Origin of the sequence: Vulcanococcus sp., from assembly GCF_044369115.1 — a bacterium.
Taxonomy (GTDB): Bacteria; Cyanobacteriota; Cyanobacteriia; order PCC-6307; family Cyanobiaceae; genus Vulcanococcus.
Genome location: NZ_JBIPMN010000031.1, coordinates 1 through 16,974, shown reverse-complemented (window position 1 = coordinate 16,974; position 16,974 = coordinate 1). Strand labels below are relative to the sequence as shown.

The 16,974-nt window shown below is 62.6% G+C and carries 17 protein-coding genes; 11 read left to right on the top strand and 6 right to left on the bottom strand.

Annotation, left to right across the window (positions count from 1 at the left end; translation table 11 throughout):
• The 11 genes from ACIQ2E_RS03775 to ACIQ2E_RS03725 all read left to right on the top strand — a co-directional run.
• Positions 1–442 (top strand): nickel-dependent hydrogenase large subunit (locus ACIQ2E_RS03775; protein ID WP_398326383.1); only part of this gene is annotated, 442 nt, incomplete at its 5' end.
• 2 nt (positions 443–444) lie between these two features.
• Positions 445–912, top strand: coding sequence for a hydrogenase maturation protease (locus ACIQ2E_RS03770; RefSeq protein ID WP_398326380.1), 468 nt, complete (start codon positions 445–447; stop codon positions 910–912).
• Entirely contained in the window at positions 905–1,246 is a 342-nt protein-coding gene (gene hypA / locus ACIQ2E_RS03765; protein ID WP_398326377.1) for a hydrogenase maturation nickel metallochaperone HypA, read from the top strand. The genes ACIQ2E_RS03770 and hypA overlap by 8 nt, the downstream gene beginning before the upstream one ends.
• Before the next feature lie 33 nt (positions 1,247–1,279).
• On the top strand, positions 1,280–1,939 hold the full coding sequence (hypB, locus tag ACIQ2E_RS03760; protein ID WP_398326374.1) for a hydrogenase nickel incorporation protein HypB: 660 nt from the start codon (positions 1,280–1,282) through the stop codon (positions 1,937–1,939).
• Entirely contained in the window at positions 1,923–4,319 is a 2,397-nt protein-coding gene (gene hypF / locus ACIQ2E_RS03755; protein WP_398326371.1) for a carbamoyltransferase HypF, read from the top strand. Before hypB ends, hypF begins: the two co-directional genes overlap by 17 nt.
• Positions 4,297–4,488, top strand: coding sequence for a HypC/HybG/HupF family hydrogenase formation chaperone (locus ACIQ2E_RS03750; RefSeq protein WP_398326368.1), 192 nt, complete (start codon positions 4,297–4,299; stop codon positions 4,486–4,488). Before hypF ends, ACIQ2E_RS03750 begins: the two co-directional genes overlap by 23 nt.
• Positions 4,485–8,066: a pyruvate:ferredoxin (flavodoxin) oxidoreductase gene (nifJ, locus tag ACIQ2E_RS03745; protein WP_398326366.1), complete on the top strand. Its 3,582-nt coding sequence runs from the start codon at positions 4,485–4,487 to the stop codon at positions 8,064–8,066. Before ACIQ2E_RS03750 ends, nifJ begins: the two co-directional genes overlap by 4 nt.
• Positions 8,063–9,088 (top strand): dihydroorotate dehydrogenase-like protein, encoded by a 1,026-nt coding sequence (locus ACIQ2E_RS03740; RefSeq protein ID WP_398326363.1) that lies wholly within the window; start codon positions 8,063–8,065, stop codon positions 9,086–9,088. Before nifJ ends, ACIQ2E_RS03740 begins: the two co-directional genes overlap by 4 nt.
• The gene (gene hypD, locus ACIQ2E_RS03735; RefSeq protein ID WP_398326360.1) at positions 9,085–10,149 is read left to right on the top strand and encodes a hydrogenase formation protein HypD; all 1,065 of its coding nucleotides are present in this window, start codon (positions 9,085–9,087) and stop codon (positions 10,147–10,149) included. The genes ACIQ2E_RS03740 and hypD overlap by 4 nt, the downstream gene beginning before the upstream one ends.
• 3 nt (positions 10,150–10,152) lie before the next feature.
• Positions 10,153–11,184, top strand: coding sequence for a hydrogenase expression/formation protein HypE (hypE, locus tag ACIQ2E_RS03730; protein WP_398326358.1), 1,032 nt, complete (start codon positions 10,153–10,155; stop codon positions 11,182–11,184).
• A 69-nt stretch (positions 11,185–11,253) separates the two neighbouring features.
• Entirely contained in the window at positions 11,254–11,967 is a 714-nt protein-coding gene (locus ACIQ2E_RS03725; RefSeq protein ID WP_398326355.1) for a hypothetical protein, read from the top strand.
• Between the two features lie 82 nt (positions 11,968–12,049).
• Here ACIQ2E_RS03725 and ACIQ2E_RS03720 read toward each other — a convergent pair whose 3' ends face one another.
• The 6 genes from ACIQ2E_RS03720 to ACIQ2E_RS03695 all read right to left on the bottom strand — a co-directional run bounded on the left by ACIQ2E_RS03720 (position 12,050) and on the right by ACIQ2E_RS03695 (position 16,645).
• Positions 12,050–13,051, bottom strand: coding sequence for an HlyD family secretion protein (locus tag ACIQ2E_RS03720; RefSeq protein ID WP_398326386.1), 1,002 nt, complete (start codon positions 13,049–13,051; stop codon positions 12,050–12,052).
• Positions 13,052–13,308: 257 nt separating this feature from the next.
• Positions 13,309–15,546 (bottom strand): peptidase domain-containing ABC transporter, encoded by a 2,238-nt coding sequence (locus ACIQ2E_RS03715; protein ID WP_398326352.1) that lies wholly within the window; start codon positions 15,544–15,546, stop codon positions 13,309–13,311.
• A gap of 7 nt (positions 15,547–15,553) precedes the next feature.
• On the bottom strand, positions 15,554–15,829 hold the full coding sequence (locus ACIQ2E_RS03710) for a hypothetical protein (protein WP_398326349.1): 276 nt from the start codon (positions 15,827–15,829) through the stop codon (positions 15,554–15,556).
• Between the two features lie 75 nt (positions 15,830–15,904).
• Positions 15,905–16,120 (bottom strand): hypothetical protein, encoded by a 216-nt coding sequence (locus ACIQ2E_RS03705; RefSeq protein ID WP_296369602.1) that lies wholly within the window; start codon positions 16,118–16,120, stop codon positions 15,905–15,907.
• A 58-nt stretch (positions 16,121–16,178) separates the two neighbouring features.
• Positions 16,179–16,394: a hypothetical protein gene (locus ACIQ2E_RS03700; RefSeq protein WP_296369600.1), complete on the bottom strand. Its 216-nt coding sequence runs from the start codon at positions 16,392–16,394 to the stop codon at positions 16,179–16,181.
• A gap of 32 nt (positions 16,395–16,426) precedes the next feature.
• Complete coding sequence (locus ACIQ2E_RS03695) at positions 16,427–16,645, bottom strand: hypothetical protein (RefSeq protein WP_398326344.1); 219 nt, start codon at positions 16,643–16,645, stop codon at positions 16,427–16,429.
• Between the last annotated feature and the right edge of the window lie 329 nt (positions 16,646–16,974).

Genomic DNA, 16,974 nt, shown 5'->3' with positions numbered 1-16,974 from the left:
GTATCACCTAGCGCGGTTGATCGAAATCCTGGCCTGCCTGGAGCACATGGAGCAGCTGCTCGACGATCCCGAGCTCACGGCAACCCATGTGCGCGCCCGAGCCAGCGTGAATTGCCATGAGGCGGTGGGGGTGAGTGAAGCTCCCCGCGGCACCCTGCTGCACCGCTATCGGGTGGATGCCAATGGCTTGATCGAGCGGGTGAATCTGATCATTGCCACGGGGCAGAACAACAGCGCCATGAACCGCACCATTACTCAGATCGCTCGTCACTACCTCAAAGGGCACAATCTGAGCGAGGCGCTGCTCAACCGCGTGGAAGCGGGCATCCGCTGCTTTGATCCCTGTCTCTCGTGCAGCACCCATGCCGCCGGCCAGATGCCGCTGCAGGTGGAGCTGTTCAGCGCCGCAGGTGAGCTGTTGCAGCAGCGGCGGCGCGATTAGCGATGGAGCGCAGCCAGACCCTGGTGATCGGCATCGGCAACGGCCTGCGCAGCGATGACGGAGCCGGTATCTGCGTAGCCGAAGCACTCGAAGCCCACGCAAACAACATGCAGGTGTTGGTCTGCGACCAACTCACCCCTGAGCTGGCCGAACCCATCAGCCGGGCCCGCGCCGTGCTGTTTATCGATGCACAGATGCGCGATGCCTCTGAGCCAACAGCCCAAGCCCCCGGTGGCGCCTACCTGCAACCCCTCGAATCCTCACCCCATGGTGATCCCAGCGGCCATGCGCTCACCCCATCGCGCTTGCTGGCGCTGAGCGCTGCGCTGTATGGGCCCTGCCCTCCAGCCTGGCAACTGCTGATCCCCGGTAAGCAATGGCAGGTGGGTGATCGACTGTCAGCCGAAACCGCCGCCGCCTGCCGCAACGCCGTGCCCATGGTCCTGGCCTGGGGTGCACGCCATGCATGAGTTAGCTCTGCTGCAGGAGCTCTGCACCCTGGCTGCTGCCGTCGCCGAGGAGCGAGGGGCAAGCCAGATCCATCGGATAGAGCTGCGGGTGGGAGAGCTGGGTGGGGTCAACTCCGAGGCTCTTCGCCAGGCCTTCGCCGTAGTGGCGTTAACGGCTCCCTGGCAGACGGCAGAACTGCAGCTCGATGTGGTTCCAACCCGCTGTTTCTGCCCACACTGTGCGAAAGCCTTCAGCCCGCTGGATGTGATTTACGCCTGTCCCCAATGCGGTGCCATCAGCCGGCAAGTGCTGCAGGGACGGGAGCTGGAGCTTGTGGCGCTGGAGGTGTCGTAGGTGTGCGGACAATGCGGCTGCGATCAACCCCAGGTGGCACCACTGCCGCGCCGGCGACTCGAGCTGCATCACCCTCTGCTCAGACGAAACGAGAGCCAGGCCGGACAGAACCGCGACCACTTCCACCGCCATGGCCTGCGCACGATCAATCTGCTGTCGGCACCAGGTTCGGGCAAAACCGCCTTGCTCGAGCAGCTGGCGCACCGCTGGCCCCGCCCGCCAATTGGGGTGATCGTGGGTGATCTGGCCACCGACAACGACGCCCGGCGCCTGCAGCGGGCTGGAGCCCGAGCGGTGCAGATCCGCACGGGAGATCTGTGCCACCTCGATGCGGCACTGGTGGATCAGGCCTTCAGCCAGCTCGATTGCAGTGGCATTGACCTGCTCGTGATCGAAAACGTTGGCAACCTGGTGTGCCCTGCGGCCTTTGATCTGGGTGAGCAGCGGCGAATCGCGCTGTTGTCGGTGACGGAAGGCGAAGACAAGCCGCTCAAATACCCCGCCCTGTTCAAGAGCGCCGACGCGGTAGTGATCAACAAGATCGATCTCGCGGAGGCGGTGGGTTTCGATCGCTGTATCGCCATCGCCAACCTCAGCGCGATCGCTCCTCAGGCCACATTGTTTGAGCTCTCCGCCCACACCGGAAAGGGGCTGGATGTCCTCATCCGTTGGTTGGATGCCAAGGCCGCCTGATCCCCATGCCGAACAACACCTGAGCCTGGAGCTCCAGGGCCTGGTGCAGGGGGTGGGCTTGCGCCCCCATGTGGTGAGGCTGGCGCTGCTGCACGGCCTGCGCGGCACGGTGGCCAACAGCAGCAGCGGCGTGCAGCTGGAGTTGAAGGGTTCAAGGCCTGCCTTGGAGGCGTTTCGCCACAGCCTGCTGACCAAGCCACCGGCCCGGGCTCGCATCGATCAGGAGATCTGCCGCTGGCAGCCCGTGCAGGCCCACCCGAGCAACGAAGCCACCCCCACGGCCGGGGTACGAATCCTGGAGCCGCAAACCGGTGGCAGCGGCACAGCGCCAGTAAGCCCCGATCTGGCGATCTGCGCCTGCTGCCTGGAAGAGCTCCGCGATCCCGCCAACCGCCGCCACGGCTACCCGTTCATCAGCTGCACCGATTGCGGGCCGCGTTACAGCGTGGGGGAGCGGCTGCCGTTTGAACGGGAGCACACCAGCTTCCGCCACTTTCCGCTGTGTGAGCAGTGCCGGAGTGAGTTCAACGATCCAGCCGATCGGCGCTTTCACGCCCAAACCATCAGTTGCCCAGCCTGCGGACCAGAGCTGCGCTGGGATGGCCAACCGATCAGCAGCGCCGCTGGAATCCGAGCCGCGGCCGCCGCCCTGACCGAGGGGAGCATCGTGGCCCTGCAGGGGGTGGGTGGCTTCCAGCTGCTGGTGGATCCAGCCAATGGTGAGGCGCTGCAACGGCTGCGCCAGCGCAAGGGGCGCCCCCACAAACCCCTGGCACTGCTGGCCAGCAGTGCCTGGATGGAGAGCCATTGCTGCAGCCATGCCGGCGAACGGGAGCTGTGGCATGGGCCCGCGGCTCCGATCCTGCTGCTGCGCAGCCAACAAGATCGGCGATCCGAAATGTCGGAGGAGGTGGCCGGCAGCAGCCCATGGCTGGGAGTGATGCGCGCCAGCTCCGGCCTGCAACAACTCCTGTTGGAGGCCTACGGCGGTGTGGTGGTGGCCACCAGTGCCAACCGCTCCGGCGAACCGCTCTGTGCCAACGCCACTGCGGATGCCGCAACCCTTCAAGAGCTGGCCGATCACGTGCTCAGCCACACCCTGCCGGTGGTGAACCGCATCGATGACAGCGTGCAGCGTTGGGCCGCCGGAGGGGCCCTCACCCTGCGCCTGGGGCGCGGCCTGGCCCCTGTGGCGCTTCCGCATCCCAGCAGCAACGCCGGTGGGATGGGACTGGGCGCCCAGATCAAAGGAGCCGTGGCGCTGCAAACCGCGAGCCACCGGCTCTTGAGCCCTGATCTGGGGGATCTGAGCAGTGTGGCGGGCGCCGCCCATCACCAGCGCACCTGCCGCGACTGGTTGCAGCGCCATGGCTTAGGCATGAGCCACCTGGCCTGCGACCAGCACCCGGGCTACAGCGCCAGCGCCTGGGCCACAGAGCTGGCCGCACGCCATCAGCTGCCGCTGAGCGCCGTGCAGCACCACCACGCCCACCTGCTGGCCGTGATGGCGGAGCATCGGATCGAGGGGCCCGCGCTGGGTGTGGCCTGGGATGGCGCCGGCCAGGGAGACGACGGCAGCCTCTGGGGCGGCGAAGCCTTGGCTATCACTCCTAATGGCTACAGGCGTATCGCCTATCTGCGCCCCTGGCCGCTGCCGGGGTCTGAGCGGGCGCAGCGGGAACCGCGCCGGGCCGCCCTCGGATTGCTGTTGGAGGCCTACGGACCAAGCTGGCGGGACCGGCTGGCGCCGCTGCCCGGCCTCAGCTGGCGCACAGCCTTCAGCGACAACGAGCTGGAGGTGCTGGAGCAGAGCGTGTGGCGGGGCCTCAACGCACCGCGCAGCTCGAGCATCGGCAGGTTGTTTGATGCCTTGGCAGCGCTGCTGGGGCAAGCGCAGGTCTGCAGCTTTGAAGCCCAGGCCGCCCTGGCGCTTGAGGCGCTGGCCCTGGAAGCCCTCGAGCGGCCCAGCGATATGGCCTGTCCGCTGGAGCTGCCACTGCAACGCAGGGATGCCTCGAGCCCCTGGCAGTGGAACTGGCAGCCGCTCCTGGAGCAGCTGCTGGAAGCCCTCACCCAGGCCATGCCTGCGCCTCAGCTAGCCCTGGCCTTTCATCAGGCCCTGGCCCAGGCCATCGCCGAACTCGGCCGGGCAGAAGGCTGCAAGGAACTGCTGTTGGCCGGGGGCTGCTTTCAGAATGTTCTGCTGCTTGAGCTCAGCGTGGCGGCACTGGCCCGGCAGGGCTGCCGGGCGCTCTGGCCGCAGCAGCTCCCCTGCAACGACGCCGCCCTGCCGATCGGCCAGCTGCTGGCCGCCGAAAGCGTGTCTATAAAACGGGTAGCCCCCAGGGCCGAAAGCCATGTGCCTGGCCGTCGCCGGTGAATTGGTGAGCATCAGAGAGCACGCCGATCCGCTCTGGCGGATGGGGGATGTGTGCTTTGGAGGTGTGCTGCGCCAGGTGAGCTTGGCCTGTGTACCGGAGGCTCGAATCGGCGATCAGCTGCTGGTGCATGTGGGCGTGGCGCTCACGGTGCTGGAGCCGGAGCCATGAGCCATCCCGATGGCGACAGGGCCTGGCTCGACGGCAATGAAGCGGCGGCGCGGGTGGCGTATCGCCTCAACGAGGTGATGGCGATCTACCCGATCACCCCCGCCTCACCGATGGGAGAATGGGCAGATGCCTGGGCGAGTGAGGGGCGCCCCAATCTCTGGGGCCAGGTGCCGCAGGTGGTGGAACTGCAGAGCGAGGGCGGCGCCGCCGGAATGGTGCACGGCGCCCTGCAGGCCGGAGCACTCACCACCACGTTCACGGCCTCGCAGGGGTTGCTGCTGATGCTCCCCAACCTCTACAAAATCGCCGGCGAGCTCACAGCAGCCGTGATCCATGTGGCTGCGCGCACGCTGGCCAGATCGGCGTTGTCGATCTTCGGCGACCACAGCGATCTGATGACAACCCGCGGCAGCGGCTGGGGGATGTTGATCTCGGCCTCGGTGCAGGAATGCGGCGATTTCGCCGCCATCGCCACCGCCGCCAGCCTGGCCGGGCGCGTGCCGCTGCTGCATGGCTTCGATGGGTTCCGCACCTCCCATGAGATCCAGCGGGTGGAGCTGATCAGCGATGCGGTGTTGCGCGAGCTGGTGCCCGATGTGCTGGTGGCGCAGCACCGCCAACGCGGCCTCTCCCCGGATCACCCGCAGCTGCGCGGCAGCAGCCAGAACCCCGACGTGTGCTTCCAGGCCCACGAAGCGGTGAACCCGTTCCAAATCGGCATGCCCCAGCACCTGCAGGCGGCCATGGATCGCTTCGCCGCACTCACCGGCCGGCAGTACCGCCTCTTCAACTACCACGGCCATCCCGCTGCCGAACGGGTGATCGTGCTGATGGGCAGCGGCTGTGAAACCGCCTGCGCCACAGCCGATGCCCTGATCGCGGCCGGTGAAGCAGTGGGTGTGCTGAAGGTGCGCCTGTTCCGCCCCTTCGCCGCCGAAATGCTGGTGGCGGCGTTGCCCGCCAGCACCCGGCGCATCGCTGCGCTCGATCGCTGCAAGGACCCCGGCAGCCAGGGCGAACCGCTTTACCTGGAGGTGCTGGCAGCTCTGAACGAGCACTGGCCTGGAGGCAAGATGCCGCGGGTGGTGGGCGGCCGCTACGGCATTGGCTCGAAGGAGTTCACACCGGCGATGGTGAAGGCGGTGTTCGACAACCTCGCCGCCGAACCGCCGCGGCGCCACTTCACGGTGGGCCTCGTCGACGACGTCACCCAGCTGTCGTTGCCGGTGGATCCGGCCTTCGCGATCGAAGCGCCCGACACGCTGCGGGCGGTGTTGATCGGCCTGGGTTCCGACGGCACCGTGGGCGCCAACAAAAACACCCTCAAGATCGTGGGCGAGGCCACCGGCCTCAACGGCCAGGGCTACTTCGTTTACGACTCGAAAAAGGCTGGTTCGATCACGGTGTCGCACCTGCGCTTCAGCCCGCGGCCGATCCACGCCAGCCACCTGATCGAGCAGGCGCAGCTGCTGGCCTGCCATCACTGGGATTTTCTCGAGTGCTTCGATCTTCTCGAGCTCGCAGCCCCAGGGGGCACGCTGCTGCTCAATGCTCCATGGCCAGCCGAACAGTGCTGGCCGCAGCTGCCGGAGCGGGTGCAGCAATGGATCCGCCGCAAAGAGCTGCGGGTGTTTGTGGTGAACGCCGCAGCGATCGCGCGGGAGCACGGCCTTGGCGGACGCATCAACACGGTGATGCAGGTGGCGTTTTTCGCCGCGGCCGAGCTGATGCCGCTGGAGCAGGCGCTGCGCGCAATGCGTTCGGCCATCCACAAGAGCTATGGCCGAAAAGGTGAGCGGGTTGTGGCCGCCAACCTGGCTGCGATCGAGGCGGCCCGCAGCGGCCTCCAAGAGCTGGTGGTGCCCTCTGAGCAGCAAAGCGCCCAGGCCGAAACGACGAAGCCCCTAGCCGATCTCCCGATCCCGCCCGCCCTTGCAGCGGCACCGGTGAGCTTGCAGACACTGCTCCTACCGCAACTGCAGCGCCGCGGCGATCAACTGCCGGTGAGCGCCCTGCCCTGCGATGGCAGCTTTGCCACGGCCACCAGCCAATGGGAGAAACGCAACATCGCCGAGCAGGTGCCGGTTTGGGAGCCGGATCTATGCGTGCAATGCGGCAAATGCCTGATGGTGTGCCCGCATGCCGTGATCCGCGCCAAGGTGGCTGAACCAGCTGCGCTGGCCGATGCCCCCGAGGCATTCCGCAGCGCCCCAGCGCGCGACGGCCACTGGGGCGATCAGCGCTTCACCATCCAGGTGTCAGCGGAAGACTGCACCGGTTGCAACCTGTGTGTGGAGGTGTGCCCGGCGCGCGATCGCAGCGAACCGCGGCGCAAGGCGCTCAACATGGCGCCGCAACGGCCCCTGCGCCAGCAGAGCCGCGAGCACTGGAGCTTTTTCCTGCAGCTGCCCGAGGTGGAGCGCAGCAACCTCAACCTGCTCCACATCAACCAGCAGCAACTGCAACGGCCGCTGTTCGAATTCCCTGGCGCCTGCCCCGGCTGCGGCGAAACGCCCTACCTCAAGCTCGCCAGCCAGCTGTTCGGCGACCGCATGGTGATCGCCAACGCCACCGGCTGCTCATCGATCTACGGCGGGAACCTACCCACCACCCCCTGGGCCACCAACGCCGAAGGGAGAGGCCCGGCCTGGAGCAATTCGCTGTTTGAAGACAACGCTGAATTCGGGCTGGGTTTCCGCGTGGCCTTTGATCAACGTCGCCGCCGCGCTGAGCAGCTGCTGCACCAGCACGGCGCCGCTCTGCCTCAGGCCCTGGTGGAGGACCTGCTCAACGCCGACCAGAGCGATGAAGCTGGCATCCACGAGCAGCGACAGCGCGTCAGCGAACTGCGGCGATCACTCGAACACAACAACAGCACAAGCAGCCCCCAGACCCTCGAACTGCTTGATCTGGCCGACGATCTGGTGAAGCGCAGCGTCTGGATCGTGGGCGGCGACGGCTGGGCCTACGACATCGGCTTCGGCGGACTCGATCACCTGTTAGCCAGCCAACACGACGTGAACGTGCTGGTGCTCGACACCGAGGTGTACTCCAACACCGGCGGACAGATGTCGAAGGCCACCCCCAAAGGCGCTGTGGCCAAGTTCGCGAGCGGCGGCAAGGCCACGGGCAAAAAAGATCTGGGTCTGATGGCGATGACCTACGGCCACGTCTACGTGGCCAGCGTCGCCATGGGCGCCCGCGACGAGCACACCCTCAGAGCCTTCCTGGAAGCGGAGTCTTACCCCGGCCCCTCGCTGATCCTGGCTTACTCCCACTGCATCGCCCACGGCATCGACATGGCCAAAGGCATGGCGCAGCAAAAGCAAGCGGTGGATGCCGGCCGCTGGTTGCTCTACCGCCACGACCCTCGACGCAAAGCCCAGGGGCTGCCAGCCCTGAGCCTTGATTCCCGCAGCCCGAGTCTGCCGCTGGCGGAGGCGATGGGCAGCGAGAACCGCTTTCGGATGCTGCGCTACAGCCATCCCGAGCAGGCACGTGCCCTCAGCGATGAAGCCCAGCGCGACCTGCAACAGCGCTGGCGGCTCTACCAGCGACTCTCGGCCCCAGAGCCATGAGCATCCCCCTCACCACGAACTACCTGGGCCTTGAGCTTGCCTCCCCGATCGTGGTGGGGGCCGCAGCCCCCCTAAGCAGTGATCTCCACCGGCTGGAGCAGCTGGAGCAGGAAGGAGCCGGAGCGGTGGTGTTGCGCTCCCTCTTTCTGGAGCAGATCGAGCGCGACTGGCAAGAGTGGATCCACCACCAACACCTCTGTAGTGAGAGTCATCCCGAAGCGCTGAGCTACCTGCCGGCCGTTGATCCCCAGCACTTGGGCCTCGAGGGCTACCTCGAAGAGATCCGGCGTGCGCGGGAGGCCCTCTCCATCCCCGTGATCGCCAGCCTCAATGGCACCCACAGCGGCCATTGGAGCGAGGCAGCCCAGGCCCTGCAGCAAGCAGGTGCATCGGCGATCGAGCTCAACCTCTACAGCGTGCCCAGCAGCACCAGCTGCACCAGCGCAGAACTAGAGGCCGAGCAGCTGGAGATCGTGCGGCAGGTGTGCAATGCCCTCTCGGTGCCAGTGGCGGTGAAGCTCAGCCCCTGGTACACAGGCCTGGCAGCCATGATCCGCGCAATGGCAGAGGCGGGAGCCCGCGGCGCGGTGCTGTTTAACCGTTTTCTGCAACCGGAGATCGATATCGACACCATCAGCACCGAGGCGCACCTGGAGCTGAGCCATAGCAGCGAGCAACGGCTACCCCTGCGCTGGATCGGCCTGCTGCATGGCCGGGTGGCCGTAGAACTGGCGGCCAGCACCGGCATCGAGAACGGGCGCGACGTGCTGCGGATGCTGATGGTGGGCGCGCAGATCTGCCAGGTGGTGAGTGCGCTGCTGCGTCACGGCCCTGGAGCGCTGCAGCGCATGCGCGAGGAGATGCAGCAATGGCTCGACGACAACCACATCGAAAGCCTTGCCAGCCTTCGCGGCAGCCTCAGCCAGCAACGCAACCCCAACCCCGAAGCGTTCGAGCGAGCTCAATATCTGCGGGCCCTCAGCAGTAGTGGTGCCCTACCCGTGGACTGGAGTGAGCGATGAGCGCCGAGGCAAGGCAACTGCTGGAGCAGATCCACTGCCACACCACGCGGCCCTGGACCTTGATGGAGGTGTGCGGCGGCCAAACCCATGCCCTGCTGCGCCATGGCATTGATCAGCTGCTGCCGCCCGAAATCACGCTGGTTCACGGGCCCGGTTGTCCGGTGTGCGTAACCGCCACAGAGCGAATCGACCAGGCCCTAGCGCTGGCCGAACGGCCGGAGGTGATCCTCTGCTCCTACGGCGACATGCTGCGAGTGCCGGGTAGCGACGGTCGCAATCTTCTCAGCCTGCGGGCCCAGGGAGCCGACGTGCGCGTGATCTATTCCCCGCTCGATGTGCTGGAGCTGGCACGCAGCCAGCTGCAGCGGCAGGTGGTGTTCTTCGCCGTGGGGTTTGAAACCACAGCTCCGGCCACGGCGCTTCTAGCTCAGCAGGCTCTGGCCGAGGCGGTGGGCAATCTGAAGCTGCTGGTGGCTCATGTGCGGGTGGTGCCAGTGCTGGATCAGCTGCTAAGCGATCCGAGCTGTGCGGTGCAGGGGGTTCTGGCCGCCGGCCACGTGTGCACGGTGATGGGCGATAGCGAACTGGAGGATCTGGTGCAGCGCCATCGCAGGCCGGTGGTGATCACAGGCTTCAGCTCCGAGGAGCTGCTGCGGGGGATCCTGCGCTGCATCAGCCAATTGGAGCGGAGTGATGCGAGGGTGGACAACGCCTTCGACAGAGCCGTCAGCAAAGCGGGCAACCGAGAAGCGCAAGCGCTGCTCAAGCACGTGTTTGAACCGATCAACACCATCTGGCGCGGTCTTGGAGAGATCAACCAGGGCGGCTACGGCCTGAGGCCAGCGTTTGGCCAGCTAGCCATGAGCCCCCACGATCACCAGGGCCCAGCGCAGCAAGCATCTGAGCAGGCCAGCTGCCCCAGCGGCTTAGTTCTACAAGGCCTCTTGCGCCCCAGCGCCTGCTCCAGCTTCGGCAACCGCTGCACACCAGACCATCCCCTCGGCGCTCCGATGGTGTCGAGCGAGGGAGCTTGCGCCGCCTACTACCGCTACCAGCGCTGAGCCATGGCCCCTTCCCATGAAACGGTGCTCCTGGCTCACGGCGGAGGCGGCCGGCTCAGCCAACAACTGATCGAGGGGCTGCTACTGCCGGCGTTCGCGCCAGCAGATGGCGTGCTGCACGATGCCGCCCTGCTGAACAGTCCGGGGCAAACACTCGCGTTCACCACCGACTCGTTTGTGGTGCAGCCCTTGGTGTTTCCCGGGGGCGACATTGGCCGGCTGGCCGTGTTCGGCAGCGTCAACGATCTGGCGATGACGGGTGCCCGACCAGTCGCCCTCAGCCTTGGGCTGATCCTGGAGGAAGGGCTGGCCATGAGCCTGCTCAAGCGGGTGGTTCACTCAATACGCGCAGCTGCAGATGCTTGCGGTGTAGCTGTGATCACTGGCGACACCAAGGTGGTGGAGCGAGGCAAAGGCGACGGCATCTTCATCAACACCAGCGCCATTGGTGTGGTGGAGCATCCATTGCGGATTCACCCCAGTGCTGTGCGGGCGAGTGATGCTGTACTGGTGAGTGGCGACCTGGGCCGCCATGGTGTGGCGATCTTGGCCGCACGGGAAGAGCTGGGTTTTCGCTCGTCGCTGGAGAGCGACCTGGCGCCGCTCCACACCACAGTGCAGGAGCTGATCAGCTCGGAGGTGGAAGTGCACTGCTTGCGTGACCTCACCCGGGGCGGATTGGCCAGTGCCAGCGATGAAATTGCCCGGGCTGCCTGTTGTCAGATCGAACTGGAAGAAGCCGCGATTCCACTGCACCCGAGCGTGAACGGCGCCTGCAACCTGCTGGGGCTAGACCCCCTCAGCATGGCCAACGAGGGGCGAATGATTGTGATCTGCCCGGAGAAAGATTCTGAGTGCGCTCTTAAAATCCTACAGAAGCACAACCCGCATGCAAGGCGAATCGGTGTTGTGCAACAACGAGACATCCAAAGAAAACGCCTCAACCATGATCATTCAGTAGTTCTGCGTAACAACCTAGGTGCTCGGAGACCCCTGGACCTGCAGAGGGGAGAGCAGCTGCCGCGGATCTGTTGAAGCAAGCTGCAGAGTATCGCCATGCTTCTTGAGCATCCATAGGTTCGCAATAGCTCTCCCAGCTCAGCAATGAAACAGCAGGATCAACGCATACTGAACGCACTATTTGCCCATCCGCTACAGCATGATCTGCGCATGGACGATGTGGAAGTGCTGCTGATTCATCTTGGCATACGCACAGAACATCGAGACGATCACCGCATCAACCTGCAAGCACCGAGCGGCCGAACAGTTGTGCTGCATGCCGCATCAGGCAAACACCATCCACTCCTCGACGACGACGGGGTGTTGCGCCTAAGACGGTTTTTAAAGGAAGAAGGAATCACCCCCGAGCACCCGATTGCGGATGCGCCTCAGCCTCGGGGCGAACAAGCCAAACGGCTGGTGGTTCACCTCGACCACCGTGGCGCACGCCTGTGGTGGCTGGATGGCGATGAGGTGCAACTATCAACGCTGCAACCGCATGGCCTGTGGAGCAACCATCAGCGTCTGACTCATCGCCATGATCGAGATGTTGCCGGACAGAGAGCACCGGCGGATCACGAGTATCTCAATCAATTAAGCCAAGCAGTTCTTCAAGCCGATCGCGTGTTGCTGATAGGTCACGGGCATGGCGAGAGCGATCTTCGCCAGTTACTCAAGAAACATCTCAGGCAACACCATCACGCCGCAGAAAAGCGAGTGGAGCTTGCCATCGTGGACGACACAGCCTGCAGCGATGCCGAGCTTCTGGCAATTGCCAAAGAACACTTTGGGAATACCCCACAGCGACAAAAGCCATAAGGCAGGCAAACCACGACAACAACTCACAACGCCAAAACAATGAATCCAACAGGGGTCCCCTTCATCATGCACGCTGATAGCACTAAGTTCCCAGTCTCAACTTGTTCAGCAAGAACATCAGAACGGTGGTGCGGCGGGTAACAATATCTCCAGTGAGCTTCATTCCTGGGCGCAACGTGCAGCTCCCCTGACGGCCCCTCAGACTGGTTTGCAGGGGATGCAGGACTGCCTCGTAAACCGCCGCAGTTGTGCCACTGGGCTCTCCCGGCTGGGGAATGATGTCAGCTGACACGCTGGTGACACGGGCTGGCAACACACCGAATTCCGCCGTTGGACATGCACTCACCTTTAAGGTCGCTTTCTGAGCGGGACGAAGCTGGCTGATTCTCTCGGCAGGCACCTGCAGCTTCAATTCGTATTGACTCTTGTCTGGCGCCAGCACAGCCACCAACTCGCCAGGCTGCATGACCTGTCCGGGATGCCGGAGGTTGGTGCTGAGCACAGAACCACTGATGGGAGCCCGCACAGTGGCAAGTTCGAGAGCACGATCAACCTGCTGCAACCTGGCACGTCGCTGGGCCACTTGCTTCCTCAACTCGTCGGCAGATGAACGCGCTTGAGAGGAGCTCTGGCGCAAGCGCGCAAGCTCGCTCAAGCCACGAGCCCGCTGTTCCGTCACGCCTTGCAGCGCCTTGAGGACCTCCGACTGGCTCACCAGCTGACGAGCCTGCTTTTCTTCAACCAGGCTCCGGGGCACAGCCCCGCTCGACTGCAAAGAGCGATAGCGACGTAGTTCGTTGCGATCAAAGGCCAGTGCCGCCTTGGCCTGCTCCACGCCACGGAGTGACGACTCTGTTAGTGATGTGCTCAACCGCTCCAACGCGGATGCCTGGGTGTCAAGAGATGCCTGTTCGTTGCGGGCCTGCTGGGCCTGAGCCTGCAAAGCCGACAACTCCACTTCCAGTTGACGCCGCTCAGCCTGCAAAGGCCGACGATCAAACACTGCCAACAACTGACCGGCACGCACTGATTGGTTCTGGCGAAGCAAGACGCGTTGCACCGTTCCGCCCTGCTCGCTCTGCACCAAGGTGTTCTCACCAGTCGGACGCACAACGCCTGGAGCTGTCACGGTTTCGCGCATGGGCCAGATCGCCAACGCAAGGGCCCCAACACTGAGTAGGAGCAAGAGTTGTCGTCCCAAAGCCGACGCCCAGGGACCCGGCTCTGGAAGAAAGTCGTCGCAACTGACTGGCTGCAGTGTTGGCGGCAACACAGGCTGACGGTGTTGAGACAGAGCTTCGCCGGTTGAAGCCACCGGCAGATCGGAAGAAGGGCTTTCCATCAGGCGGCTTGTAGGTAGGGCGCAACCTGGATGTGGTCGCGAAGGTCATGGGGATGGCTCTGCTGGCGGACCGCCCCCTTCTCCATAAACACGATCCAGTCAGCGCGAAGGATCACCGAAGGCCGATGGCTCACGAGGATGGTGGTACGCCCCAGTCGATGAGCCAACAAGCGATCCATCACACGGGCTTCGAGAACTGGGTCGAGGGCAGATGTGGATTCATCCAGCAGTAACACCGGAGGATCACTCGCCAGGGCGCGGGCAAGCGCTAGACGCTGGCGTTGGCCTCCGGAGAGGTTGGCTCCAAACTCTCCGAGAACCGTGCCGTAGCCGTCTGGCAAATCACGGATGAACTCATCGGCGAGGGTGAGGCGACACAACTCCACAACCCGCTCATAACTGAGCTCGGGGTAGGCAAACACGAAATTCTCAAAGATCGAGCGGTTCAGGAATGTGTCGTCCTGCGGCAACAGCACGACTTGTCGCCGCAAACAATCCAGGCTGAGGTCGCGGGAGCTGAATGGTCCGTAATGCACCGTGCCTTGCTGGAGTGGATACAGACCGGCAATGAGCTTGCTTAGGGTGCTCTTGCCACAGCCCGATTCCCCGATCAGGGCTGTTGTGCTGCCACCAGGGATACGTAGTTCGAGATGATCAAGCAAGGCGCAGCGACCAGGGTGATGAAAGGAAATGTCATTGCAGACAATGTCCCCATCAGCGGGGATGAGCGCCTGCTGGCGGCCACGGACAACACTCTCCTCGTCGGGATGCTGAAGCGCATCGTCTAAGCGAGCCATCACCACCCGAGACGTGATCAGTTCCTGACTCAGTCCACCGATGGCAGCGAGGAAGGCCAAGACATTGGCTCCCATGCCGTTGAAGGCCAACAGCTGACCGATGCTCAGCTGTTGGCTGAGCACAAACGAACTGCCGTACCAGAGCAGGACCACACTGGTGACATTCCCAAGGAAGCTGGTAACCGTGCTTGCCTTGAGATCAAGCAGGCCAACATTCCAGGCAAAGCGCGCCAACCGGCCCTCATTACGTTGAAACTCCTGCCAGGCCTGAGGACTGGCCTGGGTGGTTTTAAGCAAAGCCTGGCCGCGGAAAAGCTCGACTAAAAAACCCTGGTTTTCAGCCGACTGCACAAGCAGCCCCTGGGTGCGTCTGTGCAATGCCGGCAGCACAGCCAGTTGAGCTCCAATCACCAAGGCATAACCAAGTAGAGCTGCCAGGGTGAGTGGACCGCTATATTGAGCCATCAAACCCAGTGAAATCAGAGCAATACAGAATTGGCCTGGCAAACCAAGTGCAAGATTGGCAATCAGCTGATTGAGTTTCTGGATGTCGTCGAGGCGACTTACAACCTCTCCGCTGCGGCGGCTCTCAAAGTAGGTGAGAGGCAAACGCAATAGGTGCTGACCGTAATGCAGCACCATCTGCAACTGAAGCTTCTGACCGAAATGACCTACCAGCAGACCCTGCAAGAGACTTAGCAAAGCCCGCAATAAAAACAGCATCAGAATGCCGATAGCAAGGGTGCGAAGCATTTCTCCATCACCGCGCACCAACACATCATCCGTCAGGATCTGCATGAGTAAAGGCATCCCCAGAGCCAGCACACCTATCGCCAGGTTGATGACCAACGCCTTAAGTAACAGCTTTTTGAAAGGCAATACATAAGGTAAAAACGCTCCTAATCCTTTTCCAGCTTGCCAACCCTCACTGGCGCCATCCACGGCGGGGAAGCGAGTGGGATCAGGCTCAAGGGCAAGAAGTACTCCATTGCTCCAGGAACCCAGAAACGCATCCCGTGAAAGCAGCCTCAAACCCACCGCTGGATCAGCCACCAAGAGCTGGTTTCCACGCCAGCCGTGGAGCACCACCCAATGACAGCCCTGCCAATGGCAAATGATCGGCATCGGCAAGGAAGCCAAATCCTCGAGAAGAGCGGCATCCGCCTTTGCAGCACGGGCATGAAAGCCAAGACTTTCAGCACCACGCTTCAGACCGAGCAGTGTCGTGCCCTGTGATGACGTCCCCACGCGATGCCGTATGAGCGCAAGCGGTAGCCGCTCGCCATGGCTCTGGCACACCGTCGCCAAACAGGCAGCACCACAGTCCTCCTCATCGAACTGATGCACGCAGGGGTCGCTTGGCGTCCGTTCGTTGAAGCCAGGGAGCTGTCTTAACCATCGCAGGCGAGCAACAGCATCCAGCCAGTTGGTCATGGCCATCAATCGCTCAGGCACTCACAGAAAGATCAAGACCGTTCAACTGGTTATTCACAATGGAGCCACCATTGAGCACGATGTTGAAGGCAAGATTCACCTGATTCACTGTGGTATCAATCGCTGTAGAGCCAATCGAAGTCAGTCCAGACTGAGCCAGTCCACCGCCAGCACGTAAACCAAGAAAACCGCGAAGCAGAAATGCGACTGGGGCCCTACCTCGACCAGCCATTAAAGAGAATCTGCCCCCGCTAATACACTCAGCCTGTTTCTCGTCAAGAAATTGCATGATTCGAAGATGAAAAGAGCAAGAAGTCAATGTCAGCAAAAAGCCTGAGCCACAAGCTCAGGCTGCGAGCGAGAATTAGAAGGAGAAATTGGCAAGGTAGGTCGAAAGATTCAGCCCAGTGATCTGAGCCAATCCCGAAGCACCGTCACCAAGAACACCGATACCTAGACTGGTGCCGCTATTACCCTGCAAACCAGTCACAACCGCAGTGGAAATGGCGATCGTCGGGCTTACATTGATACGGAATCCACCAGTAACCAGCTGAGATTCAGCATCGCAGAATAAGTACATCAGAACCTCTCATGGGTGAAGAAAAAGGGCCCGAGAATCAGGCCCTAGTACTGGAAGATCAGCCGAGGACCGTGGCAATACTGGAGCCATTGCCCTGGAGACTTTGGGCGCCACCGAAGCCACCCAACAGGCCCAGGCCCAAGTTATTCACGGTACTGTCCTGACCAAGGGCTGTATAGACACCGCTGGCCTTGGCGAAACGGATGCGGGAAAAACCCCAACCACCAGCAATAACCTGAGCCTTGTCGTCAGCGAGAATGGAAAGATGTGCCATTGTTCAGAAGGAGTTTGGATGAGATATTTGGATCAGAGAACGAATGTAGCGATCTCTGAGATATTCATCTGCTCACTGGTAGCAATACCAGCACCGTTCAGAACACCAAGGCCAAGATTATTGGCCGTATTGGTTTGACCTACTTTGGTAGTCACCCTCTTGAAGTTGGTGCTGGAAAAGCTAAACCACGAACCCCAGCCGCCATTAACGAGCTGAGAATCACGATCCTCAAGATTCACGAGATAAGCCATGGAGAGCTTTTAGAGAAGGAACAAGCATCAAGTGATGCCAGCTAGGTCATAGCCGCTCAGAAAAATGAAAACGTACCAAACCAGCAGGAATGCAGCAGGAGCGCTTCAGTAGAAACACCAAACCCGATACAGCATCCATGCATCTCTGATCTCAACACGGACGACAGTGGCTAACAGGGATGAGCTGGAAAATAAAGCACAACCGCAGCAGACCAGGCTTAATCCAACAGTTTTGCCGCCAATCAACAATGACACCAATAGCCTTGAGCCACCTGCGCGGCAGTAGTCAACAAGATGTCTTTTTCAGGCCAAGATGGCAATCATCAACA